The following is an 18,015-nucleotide window of genomic DNA, read 5'->3' on the forward strand; positions in this document are numbered from 1 at the left end:
TCACCACCACGCTTTAGGCGAGAAATCCATCGCCGCCGACCGCTCGATCACGCGGGCGGTGGCAAACAGGGTTTCCTCGTCAAATGGCTTGCCGATCACCTGCAGGCCGAGCGGCAAACCGCTGGTGTCTTTGCCGGCGGGCACCGCAATGCCCGGCAGGCCGGCCATGTTCACCGTCACCGTGAAGACGTCGTTGAGGTACATCTTGACCGGATCGGCCTTCATGTCCTCGTCGCCCACGCCAAAGGCTGCAGACGGCGTCGCCGGGGTCAGGATGGCATCGACGCCGGCAGCGAAGACGTCCTCGAAATCCTTCTTGATCAGCGTCCGGATCTTCTGCGCCCGCACGTAGTAGGCGTCGTAATAGCCGGCCGACAGCACATAGGTGCCGATCATCAGGCGGCGCCGGACCTCGGCGCCAAAACCCTTGGCGCGGGTCAGTTCGTACATGTCGGTGATGTCCTTGCCGGTCACCCGCAGGCCGTACTTGACGCCGTCATAGCGGGCAAGGTTGGACGAGGCTTCGGCAGGCGCGACAATGTAATAGGCCGGCAGTGCGTATTTGGTGTGCGGCAGCGAGATATCGCGGATTTCGGCGCCTTCGGCCTTGAGCCAGGCAATGCCCTGTTGCCAGAGCTTCTCGATCTCTGCGGGCATGCCGTCCATGCGGTATTCCTTGGGAATACCGATGACGAGACCCTTCACGCCGCGCTCCACGGCAGCGGCAAAGTCGGGCACCGCGGCGTCGACACTGGTCGAATCCTTGGGGTCGAAGCCGCACATCGAGGTCAGCATGATCGCATTGTCCTCGACCGTGCGGGCAATCGGTCCGGCCTGGTCAAGCGAGGAGGCAAAGGCGACAACGCCCCAGCGCGAGCAGCGGCCGTAGGTCGGCTTGATGCCGACCGTGCCGGTCAGTGCCGCCGGCTGGCGGATCGAGCCGCCGGTGTCGGTTGCCGTCGCCGCAGCACACAGCCACGCCGAAACGGCCGAGGCGGAGCCACCCGACGAGCCGCCGGGCACCAGCTGGGCGTTTGAATTCTCGGCGCGCCACGGATTGATGACCGGGCCGTAATAGGACGTCTCGTTGGACGAGCCCATGGCGAACTCGTCCATGTTGAGCTTGCCCAGCATGACGGCACCATCGCGCCACAGATTGGAGGTGACGGTCGACTTATACTCGGGCTTGAAGCCGTCGAGGATATGGCTCGCCGCCTGCGTATGGACGCCCTTGGTGGCGAACAGGTCCTTGATCCCGAGCGGCACGCCCTCGATGGCGCCGCCCTGCCCCGCCTGCAGCTTCTGGTCGCTGGCCCTGGCCATGTCGCGGGCCTGTTCCGACGTCACGGCCACATAGGCATTGAGCTTGGGATTGGCGGCCTCGATCGCCTTGAGATAGGCGTCGGTCAGTTCAAGGGAGGTGAAATCCTTGGCCTTGAGCCCGTTGCGGGCGGCGGCAAGGGTGAGGCGGGTGAGGTCGGTCAACGCGTTCGGCTCGCTCAGTCCAATAAAAGTGCTGAGCCGTTCCTATAGCCGAAGCCGCGTGGCCGCAACTCCGCAGGTGGCGCCCTCAGTGCGACGTCGCGGGGGCCAACGTTTTTTCGAAGAACGCCGAGTAGTCGCTCTCAGGATAATCGAGGAAGGCGCCACGGGGCGAAAAGCCGCTGCGGGTGTAGAGCCGGTGGGCGCCCTCGAAGCCGTCGCCGACCCCGGTTTCGAGCAGCAGTTGCGCGACGTTCTTCTCCCGCGCCAGGGCGGTGATCGCTTCCAGCAGCGCCGAACCGACACGCGCCCCGCGCACTGCCGGACGGGTATACATGCGCTTGACCTCGGCGAGGTCGGCCGCATGCAGCTTCAGCGCCCCGCACCCCACGGCGCGGCCCGTTTCGTCGCGGGCCACGAACACCGTGGTGTCAGCGCCGGCCATCTGCTCGACGGTCATCTTGAACTGGAATTCGATCGGCGACAGCGGCAGCAGGTGGTCGTTGAGTTCGGCGACCAGCTCGCGCACGTCATCCTGGAGCGGCGTCTCGACGGCGACCGTGACGGCCATTTTTGCTACTCGATAACCTTGGGCACCATGAAGAAATTGTCTTCGCTGAGCGGCGCGTTGGCGACGATCTTTTCGGGATAGCCGCCATCGCTGATGACGTCCTCGCGGCGGCGCAGGGTCATCGGCGTGACCGAGGTCATGGCCTCGACGCCCTCGACATTGACCTCGTTGAGCTGCTCGACAAAGCCCAGGATGGCGTTGAGCTCGCCCTGGTACTTTTCGACCTCGTTTTCCTCGACCCGGATCCGGGCAAGGCGTCCGATTCGCTTCACGGTGGCGGCATCGATCGACATGAAGGCACTCCAAAGGCTCGTTTCGCGGCCTTGATAGCAACGGTTCGGGGCAAAGAACAACGAATTTGCTTGATGGGCGCGATCAGATTTCCAGGGCCAATCCCGGCTCCAGCGCCATCAGGCCGGTGCCGTCGAGCCGGTCGCGTACGGCGGCAATGACGGCGTCGACCACCGGTTCACTGCCGGCAATGGCCATCAGGCGCGGTCCGATCTGGTTGATCACGCCACTGGCGACCTCCGGCAGGTCCCGGCCCAAAATCAGCACCACCGCCTCCCGGGCCCAGCGCCCGGCCTCGTTGACCGGACCGTTGGCAAGCAGCAGCGGCGGCTCCCCCATCGCCTCGATCAACACGACATGGGGTCCGGCGCGATGCACCAGCACCTCGGCCTCGCTTTCGTCGATCAGCGCGGCCACCTTGCGCGGCTGCCAGCGCAGCGGATCGACACCCGGCAGGTCGTCCGTCAGCCCGAAGACCCGGTCGGCGCCCGACAGCAGCTCGGCCCGGTCGATGCCGGCCGGTGCGCCGGCAGCATCGACGACCAGCATGCGCCCGCCGATATGGATGCGCAGCGTCGTGCCGCCGAACCAGGTGAGTTTCATTGCAGTCGCCCCGCACAAAGTGCAGATAGTCCTAGCGACACCGGCCCCGATGGCAACCCCAAGGCAGATTCTTGACCGACGTACTCGACCTCCCCGCCTCCGGCAAACTGCTCGGGCTCGACCTCGGCACCAAGACCATCGGCGTGGCGATCTCGGACGGCATGCGCTATTCGGCAACCCCGCTCGAGACCATCAAGCGCCAGAAATTCACCCAGGACGCCGCCCGCCTGCTCGAACTCATCATCGAGAACGACGCGGTCGGCATCGTGCTCGGCCTGCCGCTCAACATGGACGGTTCCGAAGGTCCCCGGGCCCAGTCGACCCGTGCCTTTGCCCGCAACCTGTCGCAGAAAACGCCGCTGCCGATTGCCTTCTGGGACGAGCGCCTCTCCACCGCTGCCGTCACCCGCACCCTGATCGAAGGCGACGCGCGGCGTGACAAGCGGGCCGAAGTCGTCGACAAGCTGGCCGCCAGCTACATTCTGCAGGGCGCCCTGGAACGGCTGCGTCGGGGATAATCGGTCGGCGCACTATACATTTTCGGGTGGGTCGGCTAGACCGCGCCACAGTCGCACGGACGGACGCATGGCCCCTTTCCAGCATCGCCACCTGCTCGGCATCTCCCAGCTCAACCAGTACGAGATTCTCGATCTCCTGGATCGCGCCGAAGCAATGATTCCGGTCTCGCGGCAACCCCGCAAGACGCTGCCCACGCTCTCGGGCAAGACCCAGATCAATCTGTTTTTCGAGCCCTCGACGCGGACCCAGGCGAGTTTCGAGATCGCCGGCAAGCGGCTGGGCGCGCAAGTCACCAACATGTCGGTGCGCACCTCGTCCATCACCAAGGGCGAAACGCTGATCGACACGGCGGCGACGCTCAACGCCATGCAGCCCGATGTCATCATCGTCCGGCACTCGGCCTCCGGCGCGGTGGAACTGCTCAGCCAGAAGGTCGGCTGCGCGGTGATCAATGCCGGCGACGGCGCGCACGAGCACCCGACGCAGGCCCTGCTCGACGCCCTCACCATCCGGCGCCACAAGGGTCATCTGGCCGGGCTGACGGTTGCCATCTGCGGCGATATTGCCAATTCCCGCGTCGCCCGCTCCAACCTGCTGCTGCTCGGTGCCATGCAGGCGCGGACCCGCGTCATCGCCCCGCGCACCCTGCTGTCCAAGGGCATCGAACAGATGGCCACCGAGGTCTTCACCGACATGGAAGAGGGTCTCAAGGGAGCGGATGTGGTGATGATGCTGCGGATCCAGCACGAGCGCGCCAAGGGCCGCATGATCCCCTCGGTGCGCGAGTACTACCGCTTCTATGGCCTCGACGCCGAGAAGCTGGCGCTCGCCAAGCCCGACGCCATTGTCATGCACCCCGGCCCGATGAACCGCGGCGTCGAGATCGACCCGGCCATTGCCGATGGCGACCGGTCGGTGATCAACGAGCAGGTCGAGATGGGCGTCGCCGTCCGCATGGCCGTGCTCGATGCCCTGCTCGCCGATCCCGCACAGGTGGCGTCATGAGCGTCACCGTCCTCGAGAACGCCCGCATTTTCGATCCGGCCACCGATCGCGACATCAATGGCGCGCTGCTGGTGCGCAACGGCGTCATCGACAGCGTCGCCGCAGGCGCCCCGCAAGGCATCCCCGAAGGCGCCACCGTCATCGACGCCAAAGGTCTTGTGGTCGCCCCCGGCCTCATCGACATGCGCGTCTTCACCGGCGAGCCCGGCTACGAGTACCGCGAGACCCTGGCGACCGCCGGCAACGCCGCCGCGGCCGGCGGCGTCACCAGCTTCGTCCTGATGCCCGACGCCAATCCGGCAATCGATGACGGCGCCCTGGTGGATTTCATCATCCGCCGCGCCCGCGACACCGCCCTGGTCAATGTCCTGCCCGCGGCAGCCATCACCAAGGGGCTGCATGGCGAGGAGATCACCGAATTCGGCCTTCTCAAGGAGGCCGGTGCGGTCGGCCTTGCTGACGGCCGCAACTCCATCCAGTCCGCTGCCCTGCTGCGCGCCGCCTTCACCTACGCCCGGAATTTCGACCTGCCGGTGCTGCACCACGTTGCCGATGCCTCGCTGGTCGGCGACGGCGTGATGAACGAGGGCGCGCTGGCCAGCTTTTCGGGCCTCAAGGGCATTCCGGCCGAAGCCGAGACCATTCCGCTGGCGCGCGACCTGCAACTGGCGGCCCTGACCGGTGTGCGCTACCACGCCGCCCAGGTGTCGACTGCCGGCGCCGTCGCCCTGATGACCGCAGCGCGGCAGAACGCGACGGATATCTCGTGCGGCATCTCGATCAATAATCTGGCGCTCAACGAAAACGACGTCGCCCCCTACCGCAGCTACTTCAAGCTGTCGCCGCCGCTGCGCTCGGAAGATGACCGCCAGGCGGTGATTGCCGGGCTCAACTCGGGCGCCATCGACGTCATCCACTCCGCCCACGATCCGCAGGACAGCGAGGTCAAGCGCCAGCCCTTCGCCGAGGCCTCGGACGGTGCCATCGGGCTCGAGACCCTGCTGGCGGCAGCGCTCCGCCTCGTGCATTCGGGCGACGTGCCGCTGATGACCGTGCTGCGCGCGCTCACCAGCCGTCCGGCCGAAATTCTCGGCCTCGCCTCTGGCCGTCTCGCCATCGGGGCCCCGGCTGACCTCGTCGTCTTCGATCCGGATTTCCCCTGGGTGGTCGCCGAAAAGGACATTGTCTCGCGGTCGCGCAATACCGCTTTCGAAGGCGGCCGGATGACCGGCGCCGTCATGCATACGCTCGTTGCAGGAAAGCGCGTGTTCAGCCATTCTGCCACGCCGGAGGGCTTTAGGACATGATCTGGATCGTTGCTGTCGTCGTCAGCTACCTGCTGGGCTCGATCCCGTTCGGCCTGCTGCTGACCCGTGCTGCCGGACTGGGCGATATCCGCTCGATCGGTTCGGGCAATATCGGCGCCACCAATGTCTTGCGCACCGGCAACCGTAGCCTGGCTCTGGCAACGGCCCTGCTCGATGGCGGCAAGGGCGTCGCCGCCGTGCTGCTGGCCCGCTACGTCCTCATTCCCTATCTCGGCGCCCCGGCCGGTGCTCCGGCCGAATGGGTGGTCTATCTTGCCGGTATTGCGGCTTTTGCCGGCCACGTCTTTCCGGTCTGGCTGGGGTTCAAGGGCGGCAAGGGCGTCGCCACCTATATCGGCGTGCTGCTCGGTCTCAACTGGCTAGTGGGCCTCATCTTCTGTGCCGTCTGGCTGCTGATCGCCGTGGCCCGCCGGTTCTCGTCGCTGGCAGCGCTCACTGCGGCCGCGACTGCGCCGATCTTTGCCTATGGCCTCGCCGGCACCGAAGGGGACGCGCTGGCCCTCGCCGCCACCTGCGGCGTCATCACCATGGTCATCTATTACCGGCACTGGACCAATATCCGCCGGCTCTGGGACGGCACCGAGCCGAAGATCGGTTCGGAAAAGCCCAAGGCCTCGTAGCGGCATGGCGCGTCGGGACGGCAATCTGCTGAGCCCGGCCCAACGTACCGACTGGCTGCGTCTTATCCGCACCGACAATGTCGGTCCGCAGACCTTTCGCCAGTTGATCAATCGTGAGGGATCGGCCGAAGCGGCGATCGCCGCCCTGCCCGGCATCAACCAGCGGCTCGGCCGCGCCACCCGCATCCCCTCGATCGGCGAAGCCGAAGACGAGATCGCCGCACTCGAAAACCTCGGCGGCCGCCTCGTCGGCTCGGGCGAGCCCGACTACCCGCCGCTGCTGCGCTATATTTCCGGCGCGCCGCCGCTGGTGTCGATGATCGGTGGCGAGGATCTCGAACTGCTCCGGACGGTCGGCATTGTCGGCGCCCGCAACGCGTCGACCGCCGGACAGAAGATGACGCGCCTCCTGGCCCAGGACCTGGGGGATGCCCGCTATGTCGTGGTGTCCGGCCTCGCCCGCGGCATCGACGCCGCCGCGCACCAGGCGAGCCTGCGCACCGGCACGGTGGCGGTTCTCGCCGGCGGCATGGACAGGATCTATCCCGAGGAGAACATCCCGCTGGCCGAGGAGATCGTCGCGCATGGCGGCATGCTGGTGACCGAGATGCCGCTTGGCTGGGAGCCGCGCGCCCGCGACTTCCCGCGCCGCAACCGGCTGGTCTCGGGGCTGTCGCTGGGCATCGTCGTGGTGGAGGCCGCCAAGCGCTCGGGCTCGCTGATCACGGCTCGTCTGGCACTGGAGCAGAACCGCGAGGTCTTTGCCGTGCCCGGATCGCCGCTGGACCCGCGGGCGGAGGGCGGCAATGCGCTGATCCAGCAGGGCGCGCGGCTGATCACCTCGGCCAGCGATATCATCGAGTCGCTGGCCACGGCCGATCCGTCGCGCGAAACCCTGTTCGAGCCCGACTGGCTGCCCGACGCCGACTTCAATGACGATCCCTATCCCAATGAGAGCGACCGCGAGCGGTTGCTGGCCGCCCTCAGCGTCACGCCGATCCCGGTCGACGACCTCATCGGGACACTGCGACTGCCGGTGGGCACGGTGCAGACCCTGATCCTCGAACTCGACCTCGACGGACGCATCGAATGGTCCAGTGGACAGCTGGTTGCGCTGCGTGTCTGACGTCCCCAAAATTCTTCCCCTTTAGGGGAATGGCGAGCGCCTCTTGTTGGGCAGGTTGACAGCCCAAACCCGCTTCACCATGTTGCGCCGCGTTCAAATCCCTCCTCGAAAGCGGCGTCGAGCATGAAACTGGTCATCGTCGAGAGTCCGGCCAAGGCCAAGACTATCAACTCCTATCTGGGCAAGGACTACGAGGTCCTGGCCAGTTTTGGTCACGTCCGCGACCTGCCCTCCAAGGACGGTTCGGTGCGGCCCGACGAGGATTTCGCGATGAGCTGGGAGGTCGATACGGCCTCCAAGAAGCGTCTTGCCGACATCGGCAATGCCCTCAAGAATGCTGACGAGCTGATCCTGGCCACCGACCCTGACCGCGAGGGCGAGGCCATTTCCTGGCACGTGCTCGACGTGCTGCGGCAGAAAAAGCTGGTCAAGGACAAGCCGGTCAGCCGCGTCGTCTTCAACGCCATCACCAAGACGGCGATCCTCGAGGCGATGAAGCATCCGCGGCAGATCGACGAGCCGCTGGTCGATGCCTATCTGGCGCGCCGCGCCCTCGATTACCTGGTCGGCTTTACGCTGTCGCCGATCCTCTGGCGCAAGCTGCCGGGCTCGCGCTCGGCCGGCCGGGTGCAGTCGGTAGCGCTGCGGCTGGTCTGCGACCGCGAGTCGGAGATCGAGCGCTTCAAGGCCGACGAATACTGGTCCGTCGTCGCCAAGCTCAACGAGAAGGGCAAGAGCTTCGAAGCCCGGCTCTATTCGGTCGACGGCAAGAAGACCGACAAGCTCGATATCAAGACCGGCGACGAGGCCAAGGCGCTGATGGCCGCCATCGACAATGGCGTATTCTCGGTGAGTTCGGTCGACAAGAAGCCGACCAAACGCAATCCCTATGCGCCCTTCACCACCTCGAGCCTGCAGCAGGATGCCTCGTCGCGGCTCGGCTTCTCGCCCAACCGCACCATGCAGATCGCCCAGCGCCTCTACGAGGAAGGCGTCATCACCTATATGCGAACCGACGCCGTGCAGATGGCGCCCGAAGGCATCGAGGCGGCCCGCCGCGCCATCGCCAAGGAGTTCGGCGACACCTACCTGCCGGACAAGCCGCGCATCTACCAGACCAAGGCCAAGAACGCCCAGGAAGCGCACGAAGCCATCCGCCCGACCGACATGTTCCGGCATCCCAGGACAATCCATGACGCCGACCAGCAGAAGCTCTACGGGCTGATCTGGCGCCGGACGCTGGCCAGCCAGATGAAGTCGGCCGAGATCGAGCGCACCACCGCCGATATCCAGGTCTCGGGCACGCCGCGTGCCATCGAATTGCGGGCCACCGGCTCGGTCGTGACCTTCCCCGGCTTCCTCGCGCTCTATGGCGTCGAGGCCCCTGCGGACAAGCAGGGTGACGAGAACGACGAGGACTCGCGCGAACTGCCGCCGCTTGCCGTCGGCGACCGTCCCAAGCTCGACGAAACCGTGATCGAGCAGCATTTCACGCAGCCGCCGGCGCGCTTCACCGAAGCCAGCCTGATCAAGAAGATGGAAGAGCTCGGCATCGGTCGTCCCTCCACCTACGCGGCTACCATCACCGTGCTGCAGGACCGCGACTATGTGCGGCTGGAAAAGCGCGCCCTCTATCCCGAGGACCGTGGCCGGCTGGTCACCGCCTTCCTCGGCAAGTTCTTTACCCGCTATGTCGAGTTCGGCTTCACCGCTGCGCTCGAGGAGCAGCTCGATCTGATCTCGGACGGCAAGCTCGACTGGAAGGAAGTGCTGCGGCAGTTCTGGAAGGAGTTCAACGGCCACGCCGAGGAAATGAAGGACCTGCGGGTCTCGGAAGTCCTCGACGCGCTCAACGAGTTGCTGGCCGACCACATCTTTCCGCCCAAGGCCGACGGTGGCGATCCCCGCCGCTGCCCGACCTGCGGCACCGGCACCCTGTCGCTCAAGCTGGGCAAGTTCGGCGCCTTCATCGGCTGCTCGAACTATCCCGAGTGCCGCCACACCATGCAGTTGTCGGACGCCGCCACCGGCGCCACCGAGCAGGCTGCCGGCGACGGTATCCTGGGCGTCGATCCGGAGTCCGGCGAGAACGTGCTGCTGAAGTCGGGGCGCTTCGGCCCCTATGTGCAGCTCGGCGAGGGAGCGGAGCCGAAGCGCTCATCCCTGCCCAAAGGCTGGACACCGGGCACGTTGACGCTGGAGCAGGCGCTGCAATTGCTCAGCCTGCCGCGCATCGTCGGCGACCACCCCGAAACCGGCAAGGCGATCAGCGCCGGTCTCGGCCGCTACGGGCCGTTCATCCTGCATGATGGCACCTATGCCAACCTGCCCGACGTCGAGGAAGTGTTCACCGTCGGCCTCAATCGCGCCGTTGACCTGCTGGCCGCCAAGGCGGCAGGTGGCGGTCGGTTCGGCAAAGGCGGCGCACGCGGTACGCCGGCGGCGATCAAGACCTTCGAGCACGACGACGGTCCGATCAGCGTTCGCGACGGCAAATACGGTCCCTACGTCAACCAGGGCAAGGTCAACGCCACCCTGCCCAAGACCGCCGTGCCGGCAGACGTGACGCTGGAACAGGCGCTTGAGCTGATCAAGGCCCGGGCCGAGGCGACCGACGCCAAGAAACCGGCCCGCAAGGCGGCAGCCAAGAAGGCTCCGGCCAAGAAGGCTGCTGCCAAATCCACGGCTACCAAGTCGACGGCTGCGAAAAAGCCGGCTGCCAAGAAGGCGCCGGCCAAGAAGCCCAAGGCCGAGGCCGCCGAATAGGCAGCCCGCTGGCCGGAGACGGGAGAACCTCTCTCGTCTCACGGTCAGTATGGATGGATGGGACCTGCTAGTTCCAGGTCCGAGCCAGCAGATCGAGCCAGTTCTCCATGGCGATCTTGCGCACCAGTGGCTCGCCATAGCCCTTGTCGAGCAGCGCCTGCAGCAGCCTGGGGACGCCGGTGATGTCGCCGATCGGCGCCGGCATCATGGCGCCGTCGAAGTCCGAACCCAGCGCCACGCCGTCCTCACCGAGCGCCTCGACCAGCGCATCGACGTGACGCACCATCAGCTCGATCTCGGTGTCGGCCCGCATCTGGCCGTCCGGGCGCAGGAAGCCGGTGGCAAAGTTGAGGCCGACGACACCCTTGCTCTCGGCAATCGCGGCGAGCTGCCAGTCGACCAGGTTGCGGGCGTGCGGGCTGATGGCATGGACGTTCGAATGCGTCGCCACCAGCGGCCGGTCGGTGGTCGCCGCCACGTCGCGGAAACCCGCGGCGTTGAGGTGCGACAGGTCGATCAGCACCCCCATCCGGTTGCAGACCCGCACCAGCTCCTTGCCGGCATCGCTGAGACCGGGGCCGATATCGGGATCGGCATTGTGCCGGAAGGGCACGCCGGTGCCAAAGGCGTTGGCGCGGCTCCAGACGATACCCACGGAACGCAGCCCCGCGGCATAGAGCAGGTCGAGTGACCGGAAGTCGGTATCGATCGCCTCGGCGCCCTCGATGTGAAAGATGGTCGCCAGTCTTTCGGCCGCCACCGCCGCCCTGATCTCGGCAACGTCCCGGCAAATGGTGACCGCCCCGGACCGCTCCAGCCGCAGCAGCAGCGAGGCCATGGCATTGGTCGAGGCCTGCGCGTCAGCAATGGCCAGATCCGGTGGCAGGCTGCCAGCGCCAGAGCCCGTCGACGCCACGACGTTTGCCAGCGCGGTCTTTACCGGCGGCGGGAACATGGCGAAGAACCCGCCAGCCATGCCGGCCGCCTTGGCCCGCGGCAGGTCGATATGGGCCGGCGCATAGCCCTCGACAAAGGCCTGTTCCTTATCGGCCCGGTCGACCTCCAGCAGCTTGAGCAGGGTGTCGTTGTGGCCGTCGAAGAAAGGAATGGAGGACATGGGCTACCAGAATCGCGGGTGAAAAGCCCAGTCTAGCGCCCTTCCGGGCCGCCCGGCCAATGCCGGGCGGCGCGTGCGTATTTCTTCCGGCTACAGCTTGGCTGCCGCCAGTGCTGCCAGGATCTGTTCCCAACCCTTCTGGTGACCGTCGCGCGAGTCGGCATTGGCAAAGCGGACATGGGTCAATGTCAGTTCCGTCTTGCCTGCATCGAGGGCCCGCATGTCGAGCGTCACCGTGCTGTCCTCGACCGAAAACGGCGATTCCCAGGTGAAGACAATCTTCGAATGCGGGTCGATGGTCAGGTAGGTGCCGGCGTGCGGGATCTCGTCCTTGCCGGAGGCCATGACGATGGCGAAGCGGCCGCCCACCTTGGCGTCCACTTCGGCCTTGGGCACGTGCACATCCTCTCCGGGCAGCATGAAACGCTTCAGGGTGTCCGGCGATAGCCAGGCATTGAACACCTTTTCGACCGGCGCGTTGATCTGCCGGGTTGTGGTCAGCGAGAGCTCACTCATTGTCGTCGTCCTTTTCGTGCAACAGCGCTTCGAGCGCATCAATCCTCAGGTCCCAGATGGATTTCAGGTCGGCAAACCAGGTTTCGACAGCCTTCAGCGACTCCAGCCTGGCTTCGATCAGATGCTCGCGGCCAAGCGTGCGACGGGCCACCAGCCCGGCCGCCTCAAGCACCTTGATGTGCTTGGAGATGCCGTTCAGCGACATGTCGAAGTGCCGGGCAAGGTCGGTCACGCGGGTCGGCCCCTGCTGGACCAGTGTGGTCAGCAATTGCCGGCGTGTGACGTCACTGCTTGCCTTGAGGATCAGCGATAGCTGGTTGTCTTCCATTCATTCCACCTAATGGTTGAATATTCATTCCACACCCTATTGTCAACCATTTGGTGGAATGTTCGATGCGATCGCCCCTTCAGCGCTGATTGGCGTTCTCATGCGGATTGCCCTATCTAACAGGAACCTCTCCAGAAACGACGCAATGGCCCGCATCAGCAAACCAAATCCCAAGATCGGCCCGAAACGGGCCCGTCAGTTCACCACCGGCGAGTTGCCGAGCCGCGAGGCGATTCTCGACGTCATGGCCAACGAGCCCGGCATCGACGGCAAGCGCGACCTCGCCAAACGCTTCGGCATCAAGGGCGACATGCGCACGCCGTTCAAGGTGCTGCTCAAGGAGATGGAGGGCGAGGGCCTGATCGCCCGCACCCGCAAGCAGATCCGGCCGACAGCCGCCCTGCCCGCGGTCACCGTACTCGATATTCCCGGCGACGCCGATCCGGAGGCCATGCACGCCTTTCCGGCAAACTGGAACGAGGACGAAGGCGAAAAGCCGCTCGTGATGCTCAACCTGCGGCCCGACGATCGCGTCGTACCGGCCCCCGGTGATCGCATCCTGGCGCGGATCCATGCCGGCGACGACACCGTGCCGCGCTACACGGCGCGGCCGATGAAGATCCTCGACAAGCCGCGCCGCGGCCAGATCGGCATCGTGCGCATGGACGAGGACGGGGCTCGACTCGTGCCGGTCGACCGCAAGCAGAAGGAAATGCGCATCCAGCAGGGAGACCTTGGCGAGGCGCGGGATGGCGACCTCGTGGAGGTCGAGGTCAAGGTCGCGGGCCGGCTGATGATTCCGCGGGCGCGGGTCGTGGCTGTGATCGGCAATCCCAATTCCGAAGGCGCGGTGTCGATGATCGCCATCCACGCGCTCGATATCCCCTACCGCTTCCCCAAGGCCGTGCTCGACGAGGCCGAAGCGGCAACCGAGGCCAGCATCAAGGGGCGCGAGGACTGGCGGCACATCCCGCTTGTCACCATCGATCCGCCCGATGCCAAGGATCATGACGACGCCGTCTACGCCGAACCCGATGACAACAAGGCCAATCCGGGCGGGCACATCGTCTATGTCGCCATTGCCGACGTTGCCGCCTATGTGCGACCGGGCACGGCTCTGGATCGCGAGGCCTACCTGCGCGGCAATTCCGTGTATTTCCCGGATCGGGTCGTACCGATGCTGCCCGAGCGCATCTCGAACGAGCTTGGCTCGCTCAAGGAGGACGCCAACAAGGCGTCGCTGGCCGTCCGCATGGTGTTCGATGCCGACGGCAGGAAGCTCAGCCACAGCTTTCACCGCGTGCTGTTCCGGTCGGCGGCAAAACTCAGCTACCAGCAGGCCCAGGCGGCCATAGACGGCCAGCCGGACGACAAGACCGGCCCACTGCTCGACCCCGTCCTGAAGCCGCTGTGGCGCGCCTATGAGGCCATGGTGCGGGCGCGGACCAAACGCAGTCCGCTCGATCTCGACCTCCCCGAACGCAAGATCGTGCTCGACGACAAGGGCATGGTCGCCAATATCCGGGTGCCGGAGCGGCTCGAGGCCCATCGGCTGATCGAGGAAATGATGATCGCGGCCAATGTCGCGGCGGCGGAAACGCTGGAAAAGCACCACACGCCCCTGCTCTATCGCGCCCACGATACGCCCAGCGACGAAAAGCTGATGGCCCTGCGCGAGTTTCTCGGTTCGCTGGATCTGCCGTTCAACAAGTCCGACGCGGTCCGGCCGCAGGATTTCAACCGCGTGCTGGCCAAGGCGCGCGAGGCCGGCAAGATCGAGCAGGTGTCGGAAATGGTGCTGCGCAGCCAGGCGCAGGCCGAGTACTCGGCCGAGAACTACGGCCATTTCGGCCTCAATCTCGACCGCTACGCGCATTTCACCTCGCCGATCCGCCGCTATGCCGACCTGATCGTGCACCGCGCCCTGATCACCGCGCTCAAGCTGGGTGACGACGGGCTGAGCGAGAGCGAGATCTCCCAGCTGCAGGGCATTGCCCAGCACATCTCGTTCGACCGAACGGCGGGCCATGGCCGCCGAGCGGGAAACATCAGACCGCCTGCTGGCGCAGTTCCTCATGGGCCAGATCGGCGCCAGGTTCGACGGCCGCATTTCCGGCGTCACGCGCTCTGGCCTCTTCGTGCGTCTGACCGAGACCGGTGCCGACGGCTTCATTCCTGCCTCGACGATCGGTGCCGACTACTATCGCTATGTCGAGGAACACCAGGCCATGATCGGCGATCGCACCGGCGAGATGTTCCGGCTGGGCGACACCGTCAATGTGCGCCTGCTTGAAGCGGCGCCGGTTGCCGGGGCCCTGCGCTTCGAACTCCTGTCGGAGGGCAGCCGCGTCAATCCGTCTTCTGTCAAACGCGGGCAGAAACGCCCATCTAGGGCTTCAGGGCCGCGCGGCAAGTCGCCCGGCAAATCCAAGAGGCGCAGATGAGTGTTCAGGTTCATTCGCTCCGCGAACCGCGGCAGTTGTGGAAGTCGATATCGAACGGTCTGAAGTGCCGTTGCCCCAACTGTGGCGAGGGCAAGCTGTTTCGCGCCTATCTCAAGGTTGCCGATACCTGCCCCAATTGCGGCGAAGACCTGCACTGGCACAAGGCGGACGACATGCCGCCCTATATCGCCATTGTCATTGTCGGCCACATCCTCATCGCGCTGATGGTCGAGCTCGAAACGGTGGCGCCGCAGGCGCCCTGGGTCTATCTGGCCACCATGGTGCCCCTCGCGCTGGTGCTGCCGCTGGCCATGCTGCCCTCGATCAAGGGCGCCGTCGTCGGTCTGCAATGGGCCAACTACATGCATGGCTTTGACCCGGCGCACCGCGACCCGGCCGCGCCGGACGATATTTGACCCCTCCGGGCGCCAGCGGCCGAACTTGACAATCGGCGGCAAATCCTTAGTAGGTGGCGCACGAATTTTCGAGGACGCTCCGGCGGCCCTGAGTTAACTGTTTCGCCGCACACCGCGCGGCGTGCCTCCAAGGATGACCGCCATGGCAAAAGCCAATTCGATCAAGATCAAGCTCGTGTCGACCGCTGATACCGGCTTTTACTACGTGACCAAGAAGAACGCCCGTACGCAGACCGAAAAGCTCTCGTACAAGAAGTACGATCCGGTCGTGCGCAAGCACGTCGAATTCAAGGAAGCCAAGATCAAATAAAGATCGGTTTCCAGCACCGGAAATGCAAAAACCCCGCGCTCCGGAGCGCGGGGTTTCTGTTTCTGCGCTCCCAAACGCATTCGGCCCGCGCCTGGGGCGCTGCCGGGAAAGTGTGGCTGATCCGGAGCGGCATGTCGAAGAGGCCACTCTGTCCGCTGCCGGATCAGCCTCCCTACGGGACTCAGGAGTTGCGGCGGACCTGAGAGAAACCGTAGGGGTTTTCGGATTACGCTGTCGTGACCACCAGGGAGGGGCGTGGGCAACGCGATCTCGTTGAGGGCAAACTAGCGAATGCGTCCGGCGACTCAAGCGCAGGCACCAAACGTAATGAATTGGTAACCTTACTCGAACGGGTTTTAACGATTTGTGCTGTGGATTGCCGCAGTTACGGCAGGCTCACGCCGCGTCGAAGACCACGCGGTTCCGGCCCTCGCGCTTGGCGCGATAGAGCGCCACGTCGGCGCGCTTGAGGATCATTTCAGGCGTATCGGTTTCGCTCTCGTTGAGCGCCAGTCCCACCGACACCGTCACGTCCAGTGGCCGTCCCGTGCCGATCTCGAACGGCCGTTCGGCAACCGAGGTACGGACCCGCTCGGCAACGTTCTGCGCCTGGCGGAAATCGGTATCGGGCATGAGCACCACGAATTCCTCGCCGCCGAAGCGGCAGGCCAGATCGACGCCGCGGATGTTGCGGCGCAGCCGCATGGCGAATTCCTTGAGCACGATATCGCCGGCATCGTGGCCATGCGTGTCGTTGACCGACTTGAAGAAGTCCATGTCGATCAGCATGACCGCCATGTCGCGTTCCTGCTCGCGGGCTTTCTCCAGCATCAGCGACAGGTGCCGGTCGAAATAGCGCCGGTTGTAGAGGCCGGTCAGTTCGTCGGTGACCGCCAGGGCCAGCGTGTTGGTGACGCTCTGGCGCAGCTCGACCGCATAGCGGTGGCGGCGGATCTGGGTGCGGACACGGGCCGAGAGCTCGTTGCGCTCGATCGGACGCATGATGAAATCGTTGACGCCCAGGTCGAGACCGCGCACCACGCGTGCCCGGTCCGCCTCCTCGGCGATCAGGATGATCGGCAGGCCGCGGCTGATCTCGGCGGTCCGCATCTGCGAGCAGACGCGTAGCGGATCGAAGTCGCGTAGCGCCATGGATACCAGCGCCAGCTCGTAATTGCCTTCGGCAACCGCCAGCGCGGCATCGGCCGGGTTGGCCAGTACGTCGACATGATGTGCCGGGGCCAGATAGCCCTGGATGCGTTCGGAATGGCGCTGGTCGGTGTCGACCAGCAGGATGCGCCCGCCCTCGGAGTTGATCGAGTCCATGGCGCGCATGGCGTCCTCGATGGCAATCTCCTGGCCAGTCTTGGCGCGGGCCCGCAATTCGTCGGTCAGCGCCTTCAGGCGCACCAGGCTCTTGACCCGGGCCATCAGCTGAACGTCATCGACCGGCTTGGTCAGAAAATCGTCCGCCCCGACCTCGAGCCCACCGACACGGTCGGCGGGCTGATCGAGCGCCGTGATCATCAGCACCGGGATATGGGCGGTGTTCTGGTTGGTCTTGAGGCGCCGGCAGACCTCGAAGCCGTCCATCTCGGGCATCATCACGTCGAGCAGGACGATGTCCACGTTCTCGACGTCGCAGATGGCCAGTGCCTCGCGCCCCGACGAGGCGGTCAGCACGTCAAAATACTCCGCCGAAAGGCGCGCCTCGAGGAGACGCACATTCGTCGGAATATCGTCAACGATCAGCACACGCGCCGTCAAAGACCTTCAGCCTCGCGATTTTCGGGAAGTTGCCCGGATTCAGCTAGTTGGCGGGACCAATGTAGCGGGCAATGGTTTCCAAAAAGTGAGGCACCGAGATGGGTTTGGAAATGTAGCCCTCGCAGCCGCCCTGCAGGATGCGCTCCTCGTCGCCCTTCATGGCGAAAGCGGTCACGGCGATCACCGGAATCGACGCCAGGTCGTCGTCTTCCTTGAGCCACTTGGTGACCACCAGGCCGGAGACTTCGGGCAACTGGATGTCCATCAGAATCAGGTCGGGACGATGCGCCCGGGCCAGCCCGAGGGCCTCCATGCCGTTGCGAGTCTGGATTATGCTGTAGCCGCGTGATTCCAGCAGGTCGTTGAAGAGCTTCATATTGAGCTCGTTGTCTTCAACGATCAAAACGGTCTTTGGCATCTGACCTTCAATTTCTGCCCGGCGGGCCCCGGAGGCCCTTCGTTCTGCCCCATCCCTGCACTAACATCAATGCGTTTCGAAACCCCAAACGAGCCATACCTTGCCCAGTCTCAAGCCCGACCCGCTGACCAGCGAACGCCTTGCCGATCTCTGCCTCGGCTACCTCGCCGAGAATCCGGAACAGTTGGGCGAGTTCATGGTGCAGACCGGCTATTCGCCTGACGCGCTGCGCAAGGCCGTGGGCGGCGACATGCTGGCGCGCGGACTGATCGACTATTTCGCCCAGAACGAACCCATGCTGCTGGCGCTATGCGCCAACAACACCATTTCGCCCGACAGCTTCATGCGCGTCTGGTCCCGGCTCAATCCGGCCGGATAGCGCGCCCCG

General features: G+C 65.2%; 18 protein-coding genes and 1 pseudogene. 10 read left to right on the forward strand and 9 right to left on the reverse strand.

Annotation, left to right across the window (positions count from 1 at the left end; translation table 11 throughout):
- From gatA to AC0L4C_RS15640, 4 genes are all read right to left on the reverse strand, one after another.
- Positions 1–1,485, reverse strand: coding sequence for an Asp-tRNA(Asn)/Glu-tRNA(Gln) amidotransferase subunit GatA (gatA, locus tag AC0L4C_RS15625; protein ID WP_473400629.1), 1,485 nt, complete (start codon positions 1,483–1,485; stop codon positions 1–3).
- An 85-nt stretch (positions 1,486–1,570) separates the two neighbouring features.
- Positions 1,571–2,053 carry a GNAT family N-acetyltransferase gene (locus tag AC0L4C_RS15630; protein ID WP_473400630.1) on the reverse strand — a complete coding sequence of 161 codons (483 nt, stop codon included), beginning with the start codon at positions 2,051–2,053 and terminating at the stop codon, positions 1,571–1,573.
- A 5-nt stretch (positions 2,054–2,058) separates the two neighbouring features.
- Entirely contained in the window at positions 2,059–2,346 is a 288-nt protein-coding gene (gene gatC, locus AC0L4C_RS15635) for an Asp-tRNA(Asn)/Glu-tRNA(Gln) amidotransferase subunit GatC (protein WP_473400631.1), read from the reverse strand.
- Positions 2,347–2,428: 82 nt separating this feature from the next.
- Entirely contained in the window at positions 2,429–2,947 is a 519-nt protein-coding gene (locus tag AC0L4C_RS15640) for a hypothetical protein (RefSeq protein WP_473400632.1), read from the reverse strand.
- A gap of 71 nt (positions 2,948–3,018) precedes the next feature.
- On the opposite strand from AC0L4C_RS15640, the gene ruvX reads away from it, so the two are divergent.
- The 6 genes from ruvX (at position 3,019) to topA (ending at position 10,311) form a co-directional block, all read left to right on the forward strand.
- Positions 3,019–3,465 (forward strand): Holliday junction resolvase RuvX, encoded by a 447-nt coding sequence (gene ruvX, locus AC0L4C_RS15645; protein WP_473400633.1) that lies wholly within the window; start codon positions 3,019–3,021, stop codon positions 3,463–3,465.
- A 67-nt stretch (positions 3,466–3,532) separates the two neighbouring features.
- Positions 3,533–4,471 carry an aspartate carbamoyltransferase catalytic subunit gene (locus tag AC0L4C_RS15650; RefSeq protein WP_473400634.1) on the forward strand — a complete coding sequence of 313 codons (939 nt, stop codon included), beginning with the start codon at positions 3,533–3,535 and terminating at the stop codon, positions 4,469–4,471.
- A complete protein-coding gene (gene pyrC / locus AC0L4C_RS15655; protein WP_473400635.1) occupies positions 4,468–5,778 on the forward strand; it encodes a dihydroorotase in 1,311 nt (436 codons plus the stop codon). Before AC0L4C_RS15650 ends, pyrC begins: the two co-directional genes overlap by 4 nt.
- Positions 5,775–6,419, forward strand: a complete 645-nt coding sequence (gene plsY / locus AC0L4C_RS15660) for a glycerol-3-phosphate 1-O-acyltransferase PlsY (protein WP_473400636.1) — start codon at positions 5,775–5,777, stop codon at positions 6,417–6,419. The genes pyrC and plsY overlap by 4 nt, the downstream gene beginning before the upstream one ends.
- A gap of 4 nt (positions 6,420–6,423) precedes the next feature.
- On the forward strand, positions 6,424–7,545 hold the full coding sequence (gene dprA, locus AC0L4C_RS15665; RefSeq protein ID WP_473400637.1) for a DNA-processing protein DprA: 1,122 nt from the start codon (positions 6,424–6,426) through the stop codon (positions 7,543–7,545).
- A gap of 123 nt (positions 7,546–7,668) precedes the next feature.
- Positions 7,669–10,311, forward strand: a complete 2,643-nt coding sequence (topA, locus tag AC0L4C_RS15670) for a type I DNA topoisomerase (RefSeq protein WP_473400638.1) — start codon at positions 7,669–7,671, stop codon at positions 10,309–10,311.
- A 67-nt stretch (positions 10,312–10,378) separates the two neighbouring features.
- On the opposite strand, the gene AC0L4C_RS15675 is transcribed toward topA, so the two are convergent.
- The 3 genes from AC0L4C_RS15675 to AC0L4C_RS15685 form a co-directional block, all read right to left on the reverse strand.
- The gene (locus tag AC0L4C_RS15675) at positions 10,379–11,428 is read right to left on the reverse strand and encodes a dipeptidase (protein ID WP_473400639.1); all 1,050 of its coding nucleotides are present in this window, start codon (positions 11,426–11,428) and stop codon (positions 10,379–10,381) included.
- A 90-nt stretch (positions 11,429–11,518) separates the two neighbouring features.
- Positions 11,519–11,944 (reverse strand): SRPBCC family protein, encoded by a 426-nt coding sequence (locus AC0L4C_RS15680; protein ID WP_473400640.1) that lies wholly within the window; start codon positions 11,942–11,944, stop codon positions 11,519–11,521.
- Positions 11,937–12,272 carry an ArsR/SmtB family transcription factor gene (locus tag AC0L4C_RS15685; protein WP_473400642.1) on the reverse strand — a complete coding sequence of 112 codons (336 nt, stop codon included), beginning with the start codon at positions 12,270–12,272 and terminating at the stop codon, positions 11,937–11,939. The genes AC0L4C_RS15680 and AC0L4C_RS15685 overlap by 8 nt, the downstream gene beginning before the upstream one ends.
- Before the next feature lie 145 nt (positions 12,273–12,417).
- On the opposite strand from AC0L4C_RS15685, the pseudogene rnr reads away from it, so the two are divergent.
- From rnr to rpmG, 3 genes and pseudogenes are all read left to right on the forward strand, one after another.
- Positions 12,418–14,716 (forward strand): annotated as a pseudogene (gene rnr / locus AC0L4C_RS15690) (ribonuclease R).
- Positions 14,713–15,132, forward strand: a complete 420-nt coding sequence (locus tag AC0L4C_RS15695) for a DUF983 domain-containing protein (RefSeq protein ID WP_473400643.1) — start codon at positions 14,713–14,715, stop codon at positions 15,130–15,132. The pseudogene rnr and the gene AC0L4C_RS15695 overlap by 4 nt, the downstream one beginning before the upstream one ends.
- A 142-nt stretch (positions 15,133–15,274) precedes the next feature.
- Positions 15,275–15,442 carry a 50S ribosomal protein L33 gene (rpmG, locus tag AC0L4C_RS15700; protein WP_192656531.1) on the forward strand — a complete coding sequence of 56 codons (168 nt, stop codon included), beginning with the start codon at positions 15,275–15,277 and terminating at the stop codon, positions 15,440–15,442.
- Between the two features lie 396 nt (positions 15,443–15,838).
- Here rpmG and AC0L4C_RS15705 read toward each other — a convergent pair whose 3' ends face one another.
- Both AC0L4C_RS15705 and AC0L4C_RS15710 read right to left on the reverse strand, forming a co-directional pair.
- Positions 15,839–17,209, reverse strand: a complete 1,371-nt coding sequence (locus AC0L4C_RS15705; protein WP_473400645.1) for a PleD family two-component system response regulator — start codon at positions 17,207–17,209, stop codon at positions 15,839–15,841.
- Between the two features lie 43 nt (positions 17,210–17,252).
- Positions 17,253–17,627 carry a response regulator gene (locus AC0L4C_RS15710; protein ID WP_473400646.1) on the reverse strand — a complete coding sequence of 125 codons (375 nt, stop codon included), beginning with the start codon at positions 17,625–17,627 and terminating at the stop codon, positions 17,253–17,255.
- Positions 17,628–17,727: 100 nt separating this feature from the next.
- Here AC0L4C_RS15710 and AC0L4C_RS15715 point away from each other — a divergent pair, with 100 nt between their 5' ends.
- Entirely contained in the window at positions 17,728–18,006 is a 279-nt protein-coding gene (locus tag AC0L4C_RS15715) for a DUF3572 family protein (RefSeq protein WP_473400647.1), read from the forward strand.
- Positions 18,007–18,015 lie beyond the last annotated feature (9 nt).

It is taken from the genome of Devosia sp. J20-27, assembly GCF_055808595.1.

What these genes read in the sequence shown, in the direction of transcription:
- AC0L4C_RS15630 (WP_473400630.1), bottom strand. Translation starts at nt 2,053, where the DNA reads ATGGCCGTCACGGTCGCCGTCGAGACGCCGCTCCAGGATGACGTGCGC.
- gatC (WP_473400631.1), bottom strand. Translation starts at nt 2,346, where the DNA reads ATGTCGATCGATGCCGCCACCGTGAAGCGAATCGGACGCCTTGCCCGG.
- AC0L4C_RS15640 (WP_473400632.1), bottom strand. Translation starts at nt 2,947, where the DNA reads ATGAAACTCACCTGGTTCGGCGGCACGACGCTGCGCATCCATATCGGC.
- AC0L4C_RS15650 (WP_473400634.1), top strand. Translation starts at nt 3,533, where the DNA reads ATGGCCCCTTTCCAGCATCGCCACCTGCTCGGCATCTCCCAGCTCAAC.
- pyrC (WP_473400635.1), top strand. Translation starts at nt 4,468, where the DNA reads ATGAGCGTCACCGTCCTCGAGAACGCCCGCATTTTCGATCCGGCCACC.
- plsY (WP_473400636.1), top strand. Translation starts at nt 5,775, where the DNA reads ATGATCTGGATCGTTGCTGTCGTCGTCAGCTACCTGCTGGGCTCGATC.
- dprA (WP_473400637.1), top strand. Translation starts at nt 6,424, where the DNA reads ATGGCGCGTCGGGACGGCAATCTGCTGAGCCCGGCCCAACGTACCGAC.
- topA (WP_473400638.1), top strand. Translation starts at nt 7,669, where the DNA reads ATGAAACTGGTCATCGTCGAGAGTCCGGCCAAGGCCAAGACTATCAAC.
- AC0L4C_RS15675 (WP_473400639.1), bottom strand. Translation starts at nt 11,428, where the DNA reads ATGTCCTCCATTCCTTTCTTCGACGGCCACAACGACACCCTGCTCAAG.
- AC0L4C_RS15680 (WP_473400640.1), bottom strand. Translation starts at nt 11,944, where the DNA reads ATGAGTGAGCTCTCGCTGACCACAACCCGGCAGATCAACGCGCCGGTC.
- AC0L4C_RS15685 (WP_473400642.1), bottom strand. Translation starts at nt 12,272, where the DNA reads ATGGAAGACAACCAGCTATCGCTGATCCTCAAGGCAAGCAGTGACGTC.
- AC0L4C_RS15695 (WP_473400643.1), top strand. Translation starts at nt 14,713, where the DNA reads ATGAGTGTTCAGGTTCATTCGCTCCGCGAACCGCGGCAGTTGTGGAAG.
- rpmG (WP_192656531.1), top strand. Translation starts at nt 15,275, where the DNA reads ATGGCAAAAGCCAATTCGATCAAGATCAAGCTCGTGTCGACCGCTGAT.
- AC0L4C_RS15710 (WP_473400646.1), bottom strand. Translation starts at nt 17,627, where the DNA reads ATGCCAAAGACCGTTTTGATCGTTGAAGACAACGAGCTCAATATGAAG.